The 15,902-nt window shown below is 65.4% G+C and carries 17 protein-coding genes; 3 read left to right on the forward strand and 14 right to left on the reverse strand.

The features are described 5' to 3' along the window. Nucleotides 1–274: 274 nt before the first annotated feature. Entirely contained in the window at nt 275–1,018 is a 744-nt protein-coding gene (locus tag CFB40_RS11685) for a glycine zipper 2TM domain-containing protein (protein WP_089431261.1), read from the forward strand. Between the two features lie 132 nt (nt 1,019–1,150). On the opposite strand, the gene iscX is transcribed toward CFB40_RS11685, so the two are convergent. The 12 genes from iscX to CFB40_RS11745 form a co-directional block, all read right to left on the reverse strand. Beyond that, nucleotides 1,151–1,360, reverse strand: coding sequence for a Fe-S cluster assembly protein IscX (gene iscX, locus CFB40_RS11690; RefSeq protein WP_069621826.1), 210 nt, complete (start codon nt 1,358–1,360; stop codon nt 1,151–1,153). A 19-nt stretch (nt 1,361–1,379) separates the two neighbouring features. Continuing rightward, complete coding sequence (gene fdx, locus CFB40_RS11695; protein WP_011352558.1) at nt 1,380–1,721, reverse strand: ISC system 2Fe-2S type ferredoxin; 342 nt, start codon at nt 1,719–1,721, stop codon at nt 1,380–1,382. 88 nt (nt 1,722–1,809) lie between these two features. Continuing rightward, entirely contained in the window at nt 1,810–3,678 is a 1,869-nt protein-coding gene (gene hscA / locus CFB40_RS11700; RefSeq protein ID WP_089425756.1) for a Fe-S protein assembly chaperone HscA, read from the reverse strand. Between the two features lie 54 nt (nt 3,679–3,732). Further along, on the reverse strand, nt 3,733–4,260 hold the full coding sequence (gene hscB, locus CFB40_RS11705; protein ID WP_042973645.1) for a Fe-S protein assembly co-chaperone HscB: 528 nt from the start codon (nt 4,258–4,260) through the stop codon (nt 3,733–3,735). A 97-nt stretch (nt 4,261–4,357) separates the two neighbouring features. Next, entirely contained in the window at nt 4,358–4,681 is a 324-nt protein-coding gene (iscA, locus tag CFB40_RS11710) for an iron-sulfur cluster assembly protein IscA (protein WP_012492710.1), read from the reverse strand. 64 nt (nt 4,682–4,745) lie between these two features. Then, on the reverse strand, nt 4,746–5,153 hold the full coding sequence (gene iscU, locus CFB40_RS11715) for a Fe-S cluster assembly scaffold IscU (protein WP_089425757.1): 408 nt from the start codon (nt 5,151–5,153) through the stop codon (nt 4,746–4,748). A 68-nt stretch (nt 5,154–5,221) separates the two neighbouring features. Beyond that, nucleotides 5,222–6,445, reverse strand: a complete 1,224-nt coding sequence (locus tag CFB40_RS11720; RefSeq protein ID WP_089425758.1) for an IscS subfamily cysteine desulfurase — start codon at nt 6,443–6,445, stop codon at nt 5,222–5,224. Between the two features lie 64 nt (nt 6,446–6,509). Further along, entirely contained in the window at nt 6,510–7,049 is a 540-nt protein-coding gene (iscR, locus tag CFB40_RS11725) for a Fe-S cluster assembly transcriptional regulator IscR (protein ID WP_009691731.1), read from the reverse strand. A 114-nt stretch (nt 7,050–7,163) separates the two neighbouring features. Next, complete coding sequence (locus tag CFB40_RS11730; protein WP_089431262.1) at nt 7,164–7,646, reverse strand: low molecular weight protein-tyrosine-phosphatase; 483 nt, start codon at nt 7,644–7,646, stop codon at nt 7,164–7,166. 101 nt (nt 7,647–7,747) lie between these two features. Continuing rightward, on the reverse strand, nt 7,748–7,975 hold the full coding sequence (locus CFB40_RS11735; protein ID WP_089425760.1) for a hypothetical protein: 228 nt from the start codon (nt 7,973–7,975) through the stop codon (nt 7,748–7,750). 129 nt (nt 7,976–8,104) lie between these two features. Next, a complete protein-coding gene (locus tag CFB40_RS11740) occupies nt 8,105–9,517 on the reverse strand; it encodes a lactate utilization protein B (protein ID WP_089431263.1) in 1,413 nt (470 codons plus the stop codon). 34 nt (nt 9,518–9,551) lie between these two features. Then, the gene (locus tag CFB40_RS11745; protein ID WP_089425762.1) at nt 9,552–10,274 is read right to left on the reverse strand and encodes a (Fe-S)-binding protein; all 723 of its coding nucleotides are present in this window, start codon (nt 10,272–10,274) and stop codon (nt 9,552–9,554) included. A 183-nt stretch (nt 10,275–10,457) separates the two neighbouring features. Here CFB40_RS11745 and CFB40_RS11750 point away from each other — a divergent pair, with 183 nt between their 5' ends. Beyond that, nucleotides 10,458–11,267 carry an IclR family transcriptional regulator gene (locus tag CFB40_RS11750; protein ID WP_034183553.1) on the forward strand — a complete coding sequence of 270 codons (810 nt, stop codon included), beginning with the start codon at nt 10,458–10,460 and terminating at the stop codon, nt 11,265–11,267. Nucleotides 11,268–11,357: 90 nt separating this feature from the next. Here CFB40_RS11750 and pbpG read toward each other — a convergent pair whose 3' ends face one another. Continuing rightward, complete coding sequence (pbpG, locus tag CFB40_RS11755; protein WP_089425763.1) at nt 11,358–12,524, reverse strand: D-alanyl-D-alanine endopeptidase; 1,167 nt, start codon at nt 12,522–12,524, stop codon at nt 11,358–11,360. Between the two features lie 654 nt (nt 12,525–13,178). Between pbpG and CFB40_RS11760 the strand changes: the two genes are divergently transcribed. Further along, entirely contained in the window at nt 13,179–13,745 is a 567-nt protein-coding gene (locus CFB40_RS11760; protein WP_039364780.1) for a phasin family protein, read from the forward strand. 202 nt (nt 13,746–13,947) lie between these two features. On the opposite strand, the gene lpdA is transcribed toward CFB40_RS11760, so the two are convergent. After that, nucleotides 13,948–15,714 carry a dihydrolipoyl dehydrogenase gene (gene lpdA / locus CFB40_RS11765; RefSeq protein WP_059233710.1) on the reverse strand — a complete coding sequence of 589 codons (1,767 nt, stop codon included), beginning with the start codon at nt 15,712–15,714 and terminating at the stop codon, nt 13,948–13,950. Nucleotides 15,715–15,902: the final 188 nt, after the last annotated feature.

A 15,902-nucleotide genomic window follows, 5' to 3' on the forward strand; every position in this document is an offset into this window, starting at 1 on the left:
AGCCGGCGTCCGCCGGCTTTCGATCCTCCCCCGTTTTATCCCCTCGTCGCGACGGCCTTTTCCGGGTTTTCCCTGTCATGGCTGCCGATGCTCCGCTGCAATTCGTTACACCTTGATACGGCGCGCCGCTGGGCCGTGGACGACACTCCTGTTGCGTCACCACGCATGACCACGGGACCAGAACGAGGCGCCGGAACGCCGAGTCTGCTCGCTCCCGAGCGTGGGATCCTGCTCCGGCGCAGCGCGCCGATCCGGATCGACATTGGAGAACAAAATGGACAACCAGAATCAGACCACGCCGCAAAAGCAACGCCTCCACCCGCTGATCGCCACCGCGGCCGGCGCCGTCATCGTCGCCAGCCTCGCGGCGACGGCAGCGATCACGGGCGTCTTCCCGAAAGCCACCAGCAGCAACGAACAGAACGGCCAGACCCAGGCCGCGCTGATCGCGTCGCAGCCGGCCGTCGATACAGCCGCTGCCGCCAGCGCCGCGCTGGCCGCGCAGGCCCAGCAGCAGGCGGCCGAACAGGCCGCCGCGCAGCAAAAGGCTGCCGAGCAGAAGGCCGCCGTCGCGCAGGCTGAACCGAAGCCCGCGCCGCGTCCGGCTGCGCCGCATCGCCGTCACACCACGGCACCGCAGCCGCCGCAATACGCACAGCAGCCGCCAGCACCCGCGCAGTCGTACTGCCAGAGCTGCGGCACGGTCGTCGCGATCACGCAGACGCGCACGCCGGGCCAGAGCTCGGGGATCGGCGCCGTGGGTGGCGCAGCAGCCGGCGGCCTGCTCGGCAACCAGTTCGGCAACGGCAACGGCCGCACGGCGATGACGATCATCGGCGCACTCGGCGGCGGTCTCGCCGGCAACCAGGTCGAGAAGCAGGTGCGCGCGGAAACCGACTACCAGGTGCAAGTGCAGATGGAAAGCGGCGCGACGCGCACGTTCACGTACCGCAACCCGCCGCCGTTCGGCCAGGGCCAGCGCGTGCGGATCCAGAACGGCACGCTGGTCGGCGCGTGATCGCATGACTCCCCTGCCCGCGCAACGTGCGCGGGCAAGCGGCCTGAAAACGAAAAAAACGGCTCGTGAGCAATCGCTCACGAGCCGTTTTTTCATTGACCGCCGTCTGCGCCGTTGCGGCGCACGTGGGGCTCAGTCTTCGTCGTCGAAGTCCGATTCGTCGATCCAGTGGGCCTGGATCGCTTCGAGGATCTTCTCGCCGGAGTGCGCCGGATCGTCGTTGAAGCCGTCGAGCTCGAGCACCCATTGGCGCAGGTCGACGAAGTTGATCCGCTGGGGGTCGATGTCCGGGTGCTTGTCCGCCAGCGCAATGGCAATTTCACGCGAATCGGTCCATTTCATCGCCTGCCTCCGGTTCCTGTCAGTGGTTTTCCTTCGCGTGGTTGATCGAGTACTTCGGAATCTCGACCACCAGGTCCGAATCTTCCTTCACGATCGCCTGACACGACAGGCGCGACGTCGGCTCGAGGCCCCACGCCTTGTCCAGCAGATCGTCCTCGTCCTCCTCGGACGGCGTCAGATCGTTGAAGCCTTCGCGGATCACCACGTGGCACGTCGTGCACGCGCACGACTTCTCGCATGCGTGCTCGATCTCGATCCCGTGTTCGAGCAGGTTGTCGCAGATACTCTTGCCGGGCGTCGCGTCGATCACTGCACCATCCGGGCACAGTTCGACGTGAGGCAGCACCACCAGTTGAGGCATGTCCGTTCCGTCAGTCAGGGTGCGGCGCCAGGCGCCGCACGGTTCATTGTCGCGCGGGCCGTTGCCGGCCGATGCGCAGTTCGTGAGTTCAGATCTCGTCGAGCCGGCGGCCCGACAGCGCGCGCTTGATGCTCTTGTCCATCCGGCGCGCCGCGAATTCGTCGGTGCCGTCGGCCAGCGCCTTGGTCGCCGCTTCGATCGCGTTCGTATCGTCGCCTTGCGCGACCGCGCGCAGCGCCGCGGCCAGCGTGTCGACTTGCGCGCGCTCGTCCGCGTCGAGCAGTTCGCCGTCGGCCGCCAGCGCGGCCTGCGTCGCCTCGAGCATCCGCTCGGCCTCGACTTGCGCTTCGCGCAGCGCGCGGGCGCGCATGTCGATCTCGGCGGTCTTGAAGCTGTCCTCGAGCATCTTCGCGATGTCGTCGTCGGCAAGACCGTACGACGGCTTCACGACGACCGACGCCTCGACGCCCGACAACTGCTCGCGGGCGAACACCGACAGCAGGCCGTCCGCGTCGACCTGGTAGGTCACGCGAATGCGCGCGGCGCCGGCCGTCATCGGCGGAATGCCGCGCAGCTCGAAGCGCGCGAGCGACCGGCAGTCGGCGACGAGCTCGCGCTCGCCCTGCACGACGTGGATCGCCATCGCGGTCTGGCCGTCCTTGAAGGTCGTGAATTCCTGCGCCCGCGCGATCGGAATCGTCGAGTTGCGCGGAATGATCTTCTCGACGAGGCCGCCCATCGTCTCGACACCGAGCGACAGCGGAATCACGTCGAGCAGCAGCCAGTCGTCGCCGGTGCCGCGATTGCCTGCGAGCAGGTCGGCCTGGATCGCCGCGCCGAGCGCGACGACCTGATCCGGATCGAGGTTCACGAGCGGCGGCTGGCCGAAGTACTTCGCGACCGCGTCGCGAATCACCGGCATGCGCGTCGCGCCGCCGACGAGCACGACACCCTTGATGTCGGCCGGCGTCACCTGCGCGTCGCGCAGCGCCTTGCGGGTCGGCGTGAGCGTGCGCTGCACGAGCGGCTCGACGAGCGACGCGAACGTGTCGTGCGAGATCGTCTGCACGAGGTGCGCGCCACCCGACAGCGTGACGTCGAGCGACGCCTCCGGTGCGGACGACAGCGCTTCCTTCAGCACGCGCACACGGTCGAGCAGCAGGCGCACGTCCTCGGGCGCGAGCGTCTTCGCGTCGATGCCGGCTTGCGCGAGCACGTGATCGAACAGCGCATGGTCGAAATCGTCGCCGCCGAGTGCGGAATCACCGCCCGCGGCCAGCACTTCGAACACGCCCTTCGTCAGCTTCAGGATCGACAGGTCGAACGTGCCGCCGCCGAGGTCATACACCGCATAGAGGCCTTCGGCCCCGTTGTCGAGACCGTAGGCGATCGCCGCGGCGGTCGGTTCGTTCAGCAGGCGCAGCACGTTGAGGCCCGCGAGGCGCGCGGCATCCTTGGTCGCCTGGCGTTGCGCTTCGTCGAAATACGCGGGCACCGTGATCACCGCGCCAACCAGGTCGTCGCCAAGCGAATCTTCCGCGCGATAACGCAGCGTCGCGAGAATCTCGGCCGACACTTCGACCGGGCTCTTCACGCCGTCGATCGTGCGGATCTGCACCATGCCCGGCGCATCGACGAATTCGTACGGCGCGTTCGCCGCGCCTTCGACCTCGGCCTTGCCGCGGCCCATGAAGCGCTTGACCGACACGATCGTGTTGCGCGGATCGGTGGCGGCCTGCTCTTTCGCCTCGTGGCCGATGCGTCGGCCGCCCTTCTCGAGATAGCGGACCACCGACGGCAGCAGCACCCGGCCCGTTTCGTCCGGCAGGACTTCAGGCACGCTGTTGCGCACGGCCGCGACGAGCGAATTCGTCGTGCCGAGATCGATCCCGACGGCGAGTCGCCGCTGATGCGGCGCCGGCGCCATGCCCGGTTCGGAAATTTGCAGTAAAGCCATCTTGGTTCGTTCGGGCGCTCGGCCCGTTTGCTGCGCGTGCCGCAAGGCACGCGGTTAAGTTTCGAGGCGCTCGATCTGCGCGCCCACTTCCGACGCGACCCGTTCGATGAACATCAGCTGGCGCACCGCCTCGGCGGCCGCCTGATCGGCGCCGCTGTCGAGCAACGTGCCGAGGCGCTCCACCCGCACGCGCCGCTCTTCGCGCAACTCGGCGAGCAGCGCGTCGAGCGCGTCGACGTTGCGGGCGGCCGCGGCATCCTCGATGCCCTCGCGCCACTCCATCTGCTGCATCAGGAACGCGGGCTCCATCGCGGTATTGTTTTCCGCGCCGATGTCGACACCGCGCAGCGACAGCAGATACGACGCGCGCTTCAGCGGATCGCGCAGCGTGCGATACGCCTCGTTCGCGCGGGTGGCCCATTGCATCGCGATGCGCTTCTGCGCGTCGCCGGCCGCCGCGAAGCGGTCCGGGTGCACCTGCGTCTGCACCGTTCGATAGGCGGCGTCGAGCGCCGTCTCGTCGAGCGCGAATTGCGCCGGCAGGTGAAACAGGTCGAAGTGGCTGTCTTTCAGCGAGACCATCGTCGCGTTCAATTCCGGTTCGTCGCGCGGCAAACGCCGCACATTAAAAAGGCGGCCCGTGCCGCCTCTTGCCCGCATCGCGCGGAGACCCGCGTGGTCACACGCGGAACGATTCGCCGCAGCCGCACTCGTCCTTCACGTTCGGGTTGTTGAACTTGAACCCTTCGTTCAGGCCTTCGCGTGCGAAGTCGAGCTCGGTGCCGTCGATGTAGGCCAGGCTCTTCGGATCGACGATCACCTTCACGCCATGGCTCTCGAACACCTGATCCTCGGGAGCGAGCTCGTCGACATACTCGAGCTTGTACGCGAGCCCCGAGCACCCGGTCGTGCGAACGCCGAGCCGCAGGCCCATGCCCTTGCCGCGACGGACGAGGTATTTCTGGACGTGCTGTGCTGCTTTTTCGGTCAGTGTAATTGCCATGATGTCCTTGCCGCGGCGCGCCACCAGGGCCCGCCGCGTTCCTTCTGAAGCCGCTCGATGCCGCTCAGGCTGCTGCCTGATCGCCTGCCGTGGTGTCGTGACGCTTCTTGTAGTCGGCCACGGCTGCCTTGATCGCGTCTTCCGCGAGGATCGAGCAGTGAATCTTCACCGGCGGCAGCGCGAGTTCTTCCGCGATCTGCGTGTTCTTGATCGACAGTGCTTCGTCGAGCGTCTTGCCCTTCACCCATTCGGTGACGAGCGAGCTCGATGCGATCGCCGAACCGCAACCGTAGGTCTTGAACTTCGCGTCTTCGATCACGCCGTCCGCGCCGACGCGGATCTGCAGCTTCATCACGTCGCCGCAGGCCGGCGCGCCGACCATGCCCGTGCCGACCGTGTCGTCGTCCTTCGCGAACGAACCGACGTTGCGCGGGTTTTCGTAGTGATCCAGAACCTTGTTGCTGTAAGACATGACTCAGACTCCTTGACTCGTTACGTCTGCGTGCGCGAATCCGCCCGCGGGTATGTTCAATCCGGCGCTCAGTGTGCGGCCCATTCGATCGTCGACAGATCGATGCCTTCCTGGTGCATTTCCCAGAGCGGCGAGAGTTCGCGCAGCTTCGCGATCTTGCTGTTCAGCAGGTTGACCACGAAGTCGACTTCCTGCTCCGTCGTGAAGCGGCCGACCGTGAAGCGGATCGAGCTGTGGGCCAGCTCGTCGTTGCGGCCGAGCGCACGCAGCACGTACGACGGCTCCAGCGACGCCGACGTGCATGCGGAGCCCGACGACACCGCGACGTCCTTGATCGCCATGATCAGCGACTCGCCTTCGACGAAGTTGAAACTGATGTTGAGGTTGTGCGGGACACGGCGCTCCATGTCGCCGTTCACGTACGTTTCCTCGATTTGCGACAGGCCGCGCAGCAGCTTGTCGCGCAGCATGCGGATGCGCTCGTTTTCCGTCGCCATTTCTTCACGTGCGATACGGAACGCTTCGCCCATGCCGACGATCTGGTGCGTCGCCAGCGTGCCCGAACGCATGCCGCGCTCGTGGCCGCCACCGTGCATCTGTGCTTCGATGCGCACACGCGGCTTGCGACGCACGTACAGCGCGCCGATGCCCTTCGGGCCGTAGGTCTTGTGTGCCGAGAACGACATCAGGTCGACCTTCAGCTTCGCGAGGTCGATCGCGACCTTGCCGGTCGACTGTGCGGCGTCGACGTGGAACACGATGCCCTTCTCGCGGCAGATCTCACCGATCGTCTCGATGTCCTGGATCACGCCGATCTCGTTGTTCACGTGCATCACCGACACGAGGATCGTGTCCGGGCGCAGTGCGGCCTTGAACACGTCGAGGTCGATCAGGCCGTCATCCTTCACGTCGAGGTAGGTGACTTCGAAACCGTCGCGCTCGAGCTCGCGGCAGGTGTCGAGCACGGCCTTGTGCTCGGTCTTCACCGTGATGATGTGCTTGCCCTTGCCCTTGTAGAAGTTCGCGGCACCCTTGATCGCGAGGTTGTCCGATTCCGTTGCGCCGGACGTCCAGATGATCTCGCGCGGATCCGCGTTCACGAGCGCGGCCACGTTCTCGCGCGCTTCCTCGACCGCACGCTCCGCGTCCCAGCCATACGCGTGGCTGCGCGACGCCGGGTTGCCGAACTGCTCGCGCAGGTACGGCACCATCTTGTCGACCACGCGCGGGTCGACCGGCGTCGTCGCGCTGTAATCCATATAGATGGGCAGGTGGAGAGTGTCTTGGGTCATCTGTCGCTCCGGGAATTCTGTGCAGGGACTATGTGCGTTATGGGGTATGGCGGCGCCTTCGCGCTCACGAACTCGCGATGTTGAACACCGAATTGGGGCCGAGCGGCATCGTGCGAACCGGCTCGGCCGGCGCCGCAACGGGCTCCGGCGTGCGCCGGTCGCGCAGCACCGCAGGTGCGCCCTCGCGAGCGCGCTGCTGATCGACGAGATCCTGCAGCGACACCGAATCGAGGTATTCGACCATCTTCTGGTTCAGCGTCGACCACAGCTCGTGCGTCATGCAATGGCCGTCGGGCTGCTTCGAGCCGTCGCACGTGCCTTTGCCGCCGCACTGCGTGGCGTCGAGCGGTTCATCGACCGCGATGATGATGTCGGCAACGGTGACGTCCTGCGCGCGACGCGCGAGGTTGTAGCCGCCGCCCGGGCCGCGCACGGATTCGACGATTTCATGCCTGCGCAGCTTGCCGAACAGCTGTTCGAGATACGAGAGCGAAATCCGCTGGCGCTGGCTGATGCCTGCAAGCGTCACCGGACCCTGCTCCTGGCGCAGTGCCAAGTCAATCATCGCCGTGACGGCGAAACGGCCTTTGGTGGTGAGTCTCATGGTGTCTAGGGGACTGCAATCTTGACGATTTTGGTCAAGTATAAATATTTGACGTTTTTAGTCAAGTATCCATGTCTTTGAAAGGGTATTCGCAGATCGCTGAAAACCGCGCGATCAGCGCTCCGTACGGGCCCTGAGCGTCTCCAGCAGGCCCGCGCACGCGCGCTCGACCTGATCGAGCACCTGCTCGAAGCCCTGCGTACCGCCGAAATAGGGGTCGGCTACCTCGGTCTCGGCCGAATCCGGCGCGAATTCCATCAGCAGGCGCACCTTGTCGCGATGCTGCGGCGGGCAGCGGCGGCGCAGCTCCGCGAGATTCGCCTCGTCCATCGCGAGCAACAGGTCGAAGCGCTCGAAATCCGCCGCGCTCACCTGTCGTGCGCGCAGCGCCGACAGGTCGTAGCCGCGGCCGCGAGCGGCAGCCTGCGCACGCGTATCCGGCGGCTCGCCGACATGCCAGTCGCCGGTACCGGCCGAATCGATCGCGATCCGGTCCGCCAGCGCGGCCGCGTCGACCTGGTGACGCATCACGCCTTCCGCGGTGGGCGAACGGCAGATGTTGCCGAGACAGACGAAACAGATCGAAACGCGGGTCATCGCACTATCGGAAAGCCGCGGCGAGCCGCGTGGGAGAACAGCCCGCCATTATACAAAGGCGGCCGAAATCGCGCCGCCGCGCAAAGCGACGGCGCCATGCCTTACAGCGCCTTCGGCACGGCGAGCACGACGTCGCCGGACGCCGCCGGCAGCGGCTTCGCCGCATCGTCGACCAGCCCGAACGACACCGCACGCGCCAGCTCGGCGGATGCCTGGTGAACGGCGAGCGGGCCACGCGACGGCGCCTCGGCCATCGCATGCAGATAGGCAGCCGCGGCCAGCGGAACGACGATTGCCAGCGGCCAGTACATCGATATTGTCTTTTTCATGATGCGGACCTCCTTGACCTCGTACCCCGAAACCCAATTCCGGGGACTACAGACAAGATTCTATAGACCGCATCTATCGATATAAATATACAAATAGCGAACGCACTGTTGTCGCTCGATGAACAGTCGTCAGCCGAGGTGGCTTTGCGACGCCGCGTACAGCTCGCGGAACGTGCGCCCGGTCGGCGTCGGCATGTCGCGTGTGTCCATCCAGCCGCCCATCATCGGCAGGCGCCGCAGCGTGCCGCCGTTGCCGCCCAGCCGCTCGAGGATGCGCACAGCGAGCTTGGTCGTCAGCGCGTACAGCATCGGCCGGCGCGCGAAGAAACCCCATGCGGCGAGCGCCGCCCGCTCGCGCCACGGCCGCAGGTGTCGCTCGACCTGCTTCTCGCGCAGCGTGCGCAACAGGTGCGACAACGGAATCCCGGCGGGGCACACGCTGTCGCATTCCCCGCAAAGTGTCGCGGCCTGCGGCAGGTCGAGTGAGCGATCGAGCCCGACGTAGCTCGGCGTCAGTACGGACCCCATCGGCCCCGGGTAGACCCAGCCGTACGCGTGGCCGCCGACCTTCTGGTACACCGGGCAATGGTTCATGCATGCACCGCAACGGATGCAGCGCAGCATCTCCTGGAATTCGCCGCCGATCAGCCCCGTGCGGCCGCCGTCGACCAGCACCACGTAGTTGTGCTCGGGGCCGTCCTCGTCGCCCGGCCCGCGCGGCCCGGTCAGCAGCGAGAAATAGTTCGAGGTCTTCTGCCCCGTCGCGGAACGCGGCAGCAGGCGCATCGCGGTCGCGAGATCCTCGAGCGTCGGCAGCACCTTCTCGATGCCCGTCACCGCCACATGCACGCGCGGCATCACCGTGCACATCCCCTCGTTCCCTTCGTTCGTCACGATCGCCACCGAGCCGGTCTCGGCGATCACGAAGTTACCGCCCGTCACGCCCATGTCGGCCGACATGAAATGCGGGCGCAGCACCTCGCGCGCCTCACGCGTCATGTCGGGAATCTCGGTGAGCCGCTCGCGATGGTGCGTGCGCGCGAACAGGTCGGCGATCTCGTCCTTGTCCTTGTGCACGACGGGCGCGATGATGTGGCTCGGCGGCTCGTTGTCGTTGATCTGCAGGATGTATTCGCCGAGATCCGTCTCGATCGACTGCACGCCCATTTCCGCGAGCACCGCGTTCAGGCGCATTTCCTCCGACACCATCGACTTGGTCTTGATGACCTTCTTCACGTCGTGACGGCGCGCGATGTCGGCCACGAGCCGCGCGGCATCCTCGGTCGTTTCGGCGAACAGCACCGTCGTGCCGCGCCGCGTCGCCTCGCGCTCGAACGCCTCGAGCCACACGTCGAGGTTCTCCAGCGCGCGGTTGCGACGATCCTTCAGCGCGGCGCGTGTGGCCGGGAAGTCGATCGCGGTCATCGCGTCGGCGCGCGCGGACACGAACTTCGTCGACAGCTTCTTCAGGTTCTGCTGCAGGCGCTGGTCGGCCAGCTTCTGGCCGGCGCGCGCCTTGAAATGCATCGATTGGACTTGCATCGCGGTATCGGGGAAAAGTGAGCGGAACCGGGCGTCAGACGTCGCCCGCCAGCACCTGCGCGACGTGCAGCACGCGCGTGTCGCGGTCGCCGGTGCGGCGCAACCGCCCTTCGATGTTCAGCATGCAGCCGAGATCGCCGAGCACGACGGCGCCGGTGCCGGACGCCCGCACGTTCGCGCACTTCTCGTCCGCAATGGCCGCCGAAATGTCGCCGTACTTGACCGCGAACGTGCCGCCGAAGCCGCAGCAGTGCTCGCAGTCCTTCATTTCGGTGACCGCGATGCCGCGCTGCGCGAGCAGCGCGCGCGGCTGCGCCTTCACGCCGAGTTCGCGCAGGCCCGAACACGAATCGTGATAGGTGACGGGCCCCGTGAATTCGCCCGGCGCGAGCGACACCTTCGCGACGTTCGCCAGGAAGTCGGTCAGTTCATACACTTTCTGCTGGAACCGCGTGTAGCGCCCCATCAGTTCGGGGTCGTCGCGGAACAGGTCGCCATAGTGCGCGCGGATCATCCCGCCGCATGAACCCGACGGCGCGACGACGTAATCGAACTGCTCGAACTCGCACAGCGTCTTTTCCGCGAGATCACGCGCGAGCGCACGGTCGCCCGAGTTGTAGGCCGGCTGGCCGCAGCAAGTCTGCGCGGGCGGCACGATCACCTCGTAGCCGGCGTCGCGAATCAGCTTGAGCGCCGAAAAACCGATTTCGGGGCGCATCAGATCGACCAGGCAGGTCACGAACAAACCGACTCGCATACGTGCTCCTTCGAGAAAACGGCTCTCATTATCCGCCGTTTGGCCAGCAAGACCAACGCCGGCGCTCACGCAAGCCCGCACGGCGCGAAACGAGGATTTCCTCGAACGGCGTTCGCTTTTTTCACAATACGAGATACAATCGTTCCAACACCGCTTGACGCGTCAACCGATTTCTCCCCCGACATGAGCCAACCCACCCCGGATTCAAAAACGTCGATCCAGGTGATCGAACGCATGATGCGGCTGCTGGACGCGCTCGCCGCGCACAGCGACCCCGTCAGCCTGAAGGAGCTTGCGCAGCGGACGGAGCTGCACCCGTCGACTGCGCACCGTATCCTCAACGACATGGTGACCTGCCGTCTCGTCGACCGCTCCGATCCCGGCACGTACCGCCTCGGCATGCGGCTGCTGGAGCTCGGCAACCTCGTGAAGGCGCGCCTGTCGGTACGCGACGCGGCGCTGATGCCGATGCGCGAACTGCACCGCCTCACCGGGCAGACCGTGAACCTGTCGGTGCGCCAGGGCGACGAGATCGTCTACATCGAGCGTGCGTATTCGGAGCGCTCAGGGATGCAGGTCGTCCGCGCAATCGGTGGCCGCGCGCCGCTGCACCTCACGTCGGTCGGCAAGCTGTTCCTCGCGGCCGACGAAACGTCACGCGTGCGCGCGTATGCGACGCGCACGGGGCTGTCCGGCCATACGCAGAACAGCATCACCGACATCGCGAAGCTCGAGCGCGAGCTGACGATCGTGCGCCAGCAATCGTGCGCGCGCGACAACGAGGAGCTGGAGCTCGGCGTGCGCTGCATCGCGGCCGGCATCTACGACGATTCGGGCAAGCTCGTCGCGGGCCTGTCGCTGTCGGCGCCGGCCGATCGCCTCCAGGATGCGTGGCTCGGCCAGTTGAGCCGCACGGCCCTAACCATTTCGGAATCGCTCGGCTACCGGCCGGCGCCCGCGAAGGATGCGGACGGGCTGCAGCGGCAGGCGTAAGCCGCTCCCGCGCCCAATGAAAAAGCCCCGCGATTGCGGGGCTTTTTTTCAGCCATCGGCGCGGCGGCGAACCGCCACGCCATCGTGCGATCAGGTCCCGCCGTTCGGCGTGTTGGCCGCCGTCAGGCGCTCGCCGCCGCCGGCATCGAGCCAGTTGCGCAGGCGCGCCGCATCGGCGAAGCGCGAATACTTGCCGAACGAATCGAGCAGCACCATCACCATCGGCTTGCCGTGGATCGTCGCCTGCATCACGAGGCACTCGCCCGCTTCGTTGATGAAACCCGTCTTCTGCAGACCGATGTCCCACGAGCCATTGCCGCGAATCAGCGCGTTCGTGCTGTTGTAGACCAGGTTGCGCTTGCCCGTGTACACCTCGTAGGTGCGATCGGTCGAGAACTGACGAATCATCGGGTACTGGTACGCCGCGTTGACCATCTTCACGAGATCGCGCGCGCTCGACACGTTCGAGCTCGACAGACCCGTCGAATTCTCGAAGTGCGTGTCGGTCATGCCGAGCGACTTCGCCTTCGCGTTCATCGCGGCGATAAACGCCGGACGGCCGCCCGGGTAGTAACGCGACAGCGCGGCGGCCGCGCGGTTTTCCGACGCCATCAGCGCGATGTGCAGCATGTCTTCACGCGACAGCACCGAGCCGACCGACAGGCGCGAGCCCGTGCCCTTCTCGTAGTCGCGGTCTTCGTCCGTGACTTCGAGCTGGTCGGTCATCGGCGTCTTCGAGTCGAGCACGACCATCGCCGTCATCAGCTTCGAGATCGACGCGATCGGCACGACGGCGTGCGAATTCTTGTCGAACAACGGCTCGCCCGAGTTCTGGTCGACGACGTACGCGACGCTCGAACGCAGCGCGAGCGCGTCCGGCGTGTCGTGCAGGCCGAACGCCTGGCCGACGGTCGGCCGGCGCGGCTGGAACGCGACCTTGCGGACCGCGCCGTGATGGCCGCCATGCACGTTCGACGCGAGCGTCACGCGCTTGCGCGACGCCTTCGCGCGCGGCGCGTCGGCGGCCGCGACCTTCGCGGATTTGTCGGAGCTGGCCTTGGCCGACTTCTTCTTCGCGGACGAAGCAGGAGCGACAGCCTTTTTCTTGGCGGCTTGTTGGGTCTTCGCAGTGGCGGCAAAGGCGTCAGCAGGCGCGACGGACGCAGTGGTCGCCAGCAAGGCGACTGCGACCGACACAGCCGTGCCGAGCGTCATGCTCTGCAACAATCTGCGCGGTGAAAACGATTCGGCTTTCATTGGGGTCTGGACAAAGCGGGCGGGAGGTTTCCGCAAGTGTAGTTAAAGCTGAAAAAAAGAGCAATATTAGGCACTTACCGATCGTCGTTAAACCGGAATGTAAGGGTCGGCCAACCTCTGACCAATGAACCCTCCCGCTCCCATCGAAAAAATCCATGGGATGCGCTGCCCGACAGTACCCGTCTCCCGATTGCACACGGTTAATTGAGATAACGTCACTTCGGAGGCGATTTAAAGCGGGGAAACTACGTATCCGGCGCTCGGGGTGCCAGGGGCGCCGGTCTCGGCCGTGGCGGCGGCACGTCGCCACGGGACGCGCATCGAAACGGCGCGTTTTTCGACAGGAACAGAAGGATAACGTTCCACGGGCCTGTCAGGTTTACCTGTGCATGATCATGGTGCGCCGCGCCTGCCCCTCAGCCGTGCGCACCATCTGGGATCGCGGCATGAAACCGATTCCAAACAGGCACGATAACTCGTTGTTTTATCGATAATTTGTCACGATTGTGCAACGCACAAAAAATACTTGACATTGGTTTTCTCTGCCCTAAAATAAGCCTCATTGCTGCGTTGCACAAAGCACGCGCATCCGAGGTTCCCCAGCGTAGTGCCCTTTACCCTGCGATCGACGCGATCGCTTTTCAGGAGCTTGACATGTCCTTGCTGACCCCCGAGCAAATCGCCGCCGCCCAGAAAGCCAACCTCGAAAGCCTGTTCGGTCTGACGACCAAGGCGTTCGAAGGCGTCGAAAAGCTGATCGAACTCAACCTGCAGGTCGTGAAGTCGACGCTGGCCGAAGGCCAGGAAAACGCACAGCGCCTGCTGTCGGTGAAGGACGCACAGGAACTGATCGCGCTGCAAGCCAGCCTGTCGCAGCCGGTCGCGGAAAAGGTGCTGTCGTACGGCCGTCACCTGTATGAAATCGCATCGTCGACGCAAGCCGAGTTCGCGAAGGTTGCTGAAGCGCAATTCGAAGAGCAGAACAAGAAGGTCCAGGCACTCGTCGACAACGTCGCGAAGAACGCCCCGGCTGGTTCGGAAACGGCTGTCGCTGCACTGAAGTCGGCACTGAACGCTGCGAACACCACGTACGAAACGGTTCAGAAGGCCACGAAGCAAGCCGTCGAAATCGCTGAAACGAACTTCAACGCTGCTGCTGCCGTCGCAACGAAGGCTGCTACCGCCGCTGCTGCACGTCGTACGAGCAAGCCGGCCGCGTAAGCGTCCCCTGCTCCTGAAAGAGCCGCGCCCAGCGCGGCTTTTTCGTTTCTGGCGCCGGAACATGCTGGAACCGGCACGTTGCCGACCATTCTCGAACGTTCGTTTGAGCATCGGCCGCGCATAAAAGAAAACGCCGCCGCCCGGATCACCCGGGAGGCGGCGTTTTTTCACGGCCGGCACACTGCCGGCCGAGCCGGCCGCGTTACTTCTTGCGTTGCGGCGGCAGGTCGGTACAAACGCCTTCGTACAGCTCGGCGGCCATGCCGACCGATTCGCCGAGCGTCGGGTGCGGATGGATCGTCTTGCCGATGTCTTCGGCGTCCGCGCCCATCTCGACGGCGAGGCACACTTCGCTGATCAGGTCGCCCGCGTTCAGGCCGACGATGGCACCACCGATCACGCGATGGGTTTCCTCGTCGAAGATCAGCTTCGTGAAGCCTTCGTCGCGGCCGTTCGCGATCGCGCGGCCCGATGCGGCCCACGGGAACACGGCCTTGCCGTACTTGATGCCTTCGGCCTTGCACTGGTCTTCCGTCTTGCCGGCCCACGCCACTTCCGGATCGGTGTACGCCACCGACGGGATCTGCAGTGCGTCGAAGTACGCCTTCTCGCCGTGCGCGGCTTCCGCTGCGACGTGGCCTTCATGCACGGCCTTGTGCGCGAGCATCGGCTGGCCGACGATATCGCCGATCGCGAAGATGTGCGGGACGTTCGTGCGCATCTGCTTGTCGACGTCGATGAAGCCGCGATCCGTGACCGCGACACCTGCCTTGTCGGCGCCGATCTTCTTGCCGTTCGGGCTGCGGCCCACCGCGACGAGCACGAGGTCGTAGCGCTGCGCTTCCGCCGGGGCCTTCTCGCCCTCGAACTTCACGTAGATGCCGTCTTCCTTCGCTTCCGCGCCGACCGTCTTGGTCTTCAGCATCACGTTGCCGAAGCGCTTCGCGTTGTACTTTTCCCAGACCTTCACCAGATCGCGGTCCGCGCCCATCATCAGGCCGTCCATCATTTCGACGACGTCGATCTCGGCGCCGAGCGTCGAGTAGACCGTGGCCATTTCGAGGCCGATGATGCCGCCGCCGATCACGAGCATGCGCTTCGGCAGCTGGCGCAGTTCGAGTGCGCCGGTCGAATCGACGACGCGCGGGTCTTCCGGCATGAACGGCAGCTTCACGGCCTGCGAGCCCGCGGCGATGATGGCCTGCTTGAACTTCACGACCTTCTTGCCGTTTTCGCCCTGCACTTCCATGTGGAACGGATCGACGAATGCGCCGACGCCCGTGACCACTTCGACCTTGCGTGCCTTTGCCATGCCGGCGAGGCCCGTCGTCAGCTTCTTGACGACGCCGCCCTTGAAGTCGCGCAGCTTGTCGAGATCGACTTCCGGCTTGCCGAACGTGATGCCGTGCGACGCGAGCGCCGCGGCTTCCTCGACGACGAGCGACGTATGCAGCAGCGCCTTCGACGGGATGCAGCCCACGTTCAGGCACACGCCGCCGAGCGTCGAGTAGCGTTCGACGAGCACCGTCTTCATGCCGAGGTCGGCGGCGCGGAACGCGGCCGAGTAGCCGCCGGGGCCGGCGCCGAGCACGAGCATGTCGCATTCGATGTCGGCTGCACCGGCGTAGCTGCCGGCTTGCGGCGCGGGTGCCGGAGCGGCGGCGGCCGGTGCCGGCGCAGCAGCTGCGGGCTTGGCCGCTTCGGGTGCTTTTGCGGGTGCGGCGGCGCCAGCCGATGCTTCGACGATGGCGATCACGGTGCCTTGCGAGACTTTCTCGCCGGCCTTGACCTTGATTTCCTTGACGGTGCCGGCGACGTCGCTGGGCACCTCCATGGAGGCTTTATCGGATTCGAGCGTGATGAGCGTCTGCTCTTTTTCGATCACGTCGCCGGGTTTGACGTTGACTTCGATGACATCGACGCCGCTGAAATCGCCGATATCCGGAACCTTGACTTCGATGAGACTCATTACTGTCCCCTTCTTGATTAGCTGCAGACAGAGGGGGGAGAAACCCGCAAAAGAACCCAAGACTACGGCCTGACAAGAGAACGCGAACCTGGGCAGGACCACCTTTGCCGTCCGCCCAAGGACGCGCCTTTCTTTTGGTTACTTTTCTTTGGAAGACAAAGAAAAGTGACCGCCGCCCCGCGCAGGGG

Origin of the sequence: Burkholderia sp. AU31652, assembly GCF_002223155.1 — a bacterium.
Lineage (GTDB): Bacteria > Pseudomonadota > Gammaproteobacteria > Burkholderiales > Burkholderiaceae > Burkholderia.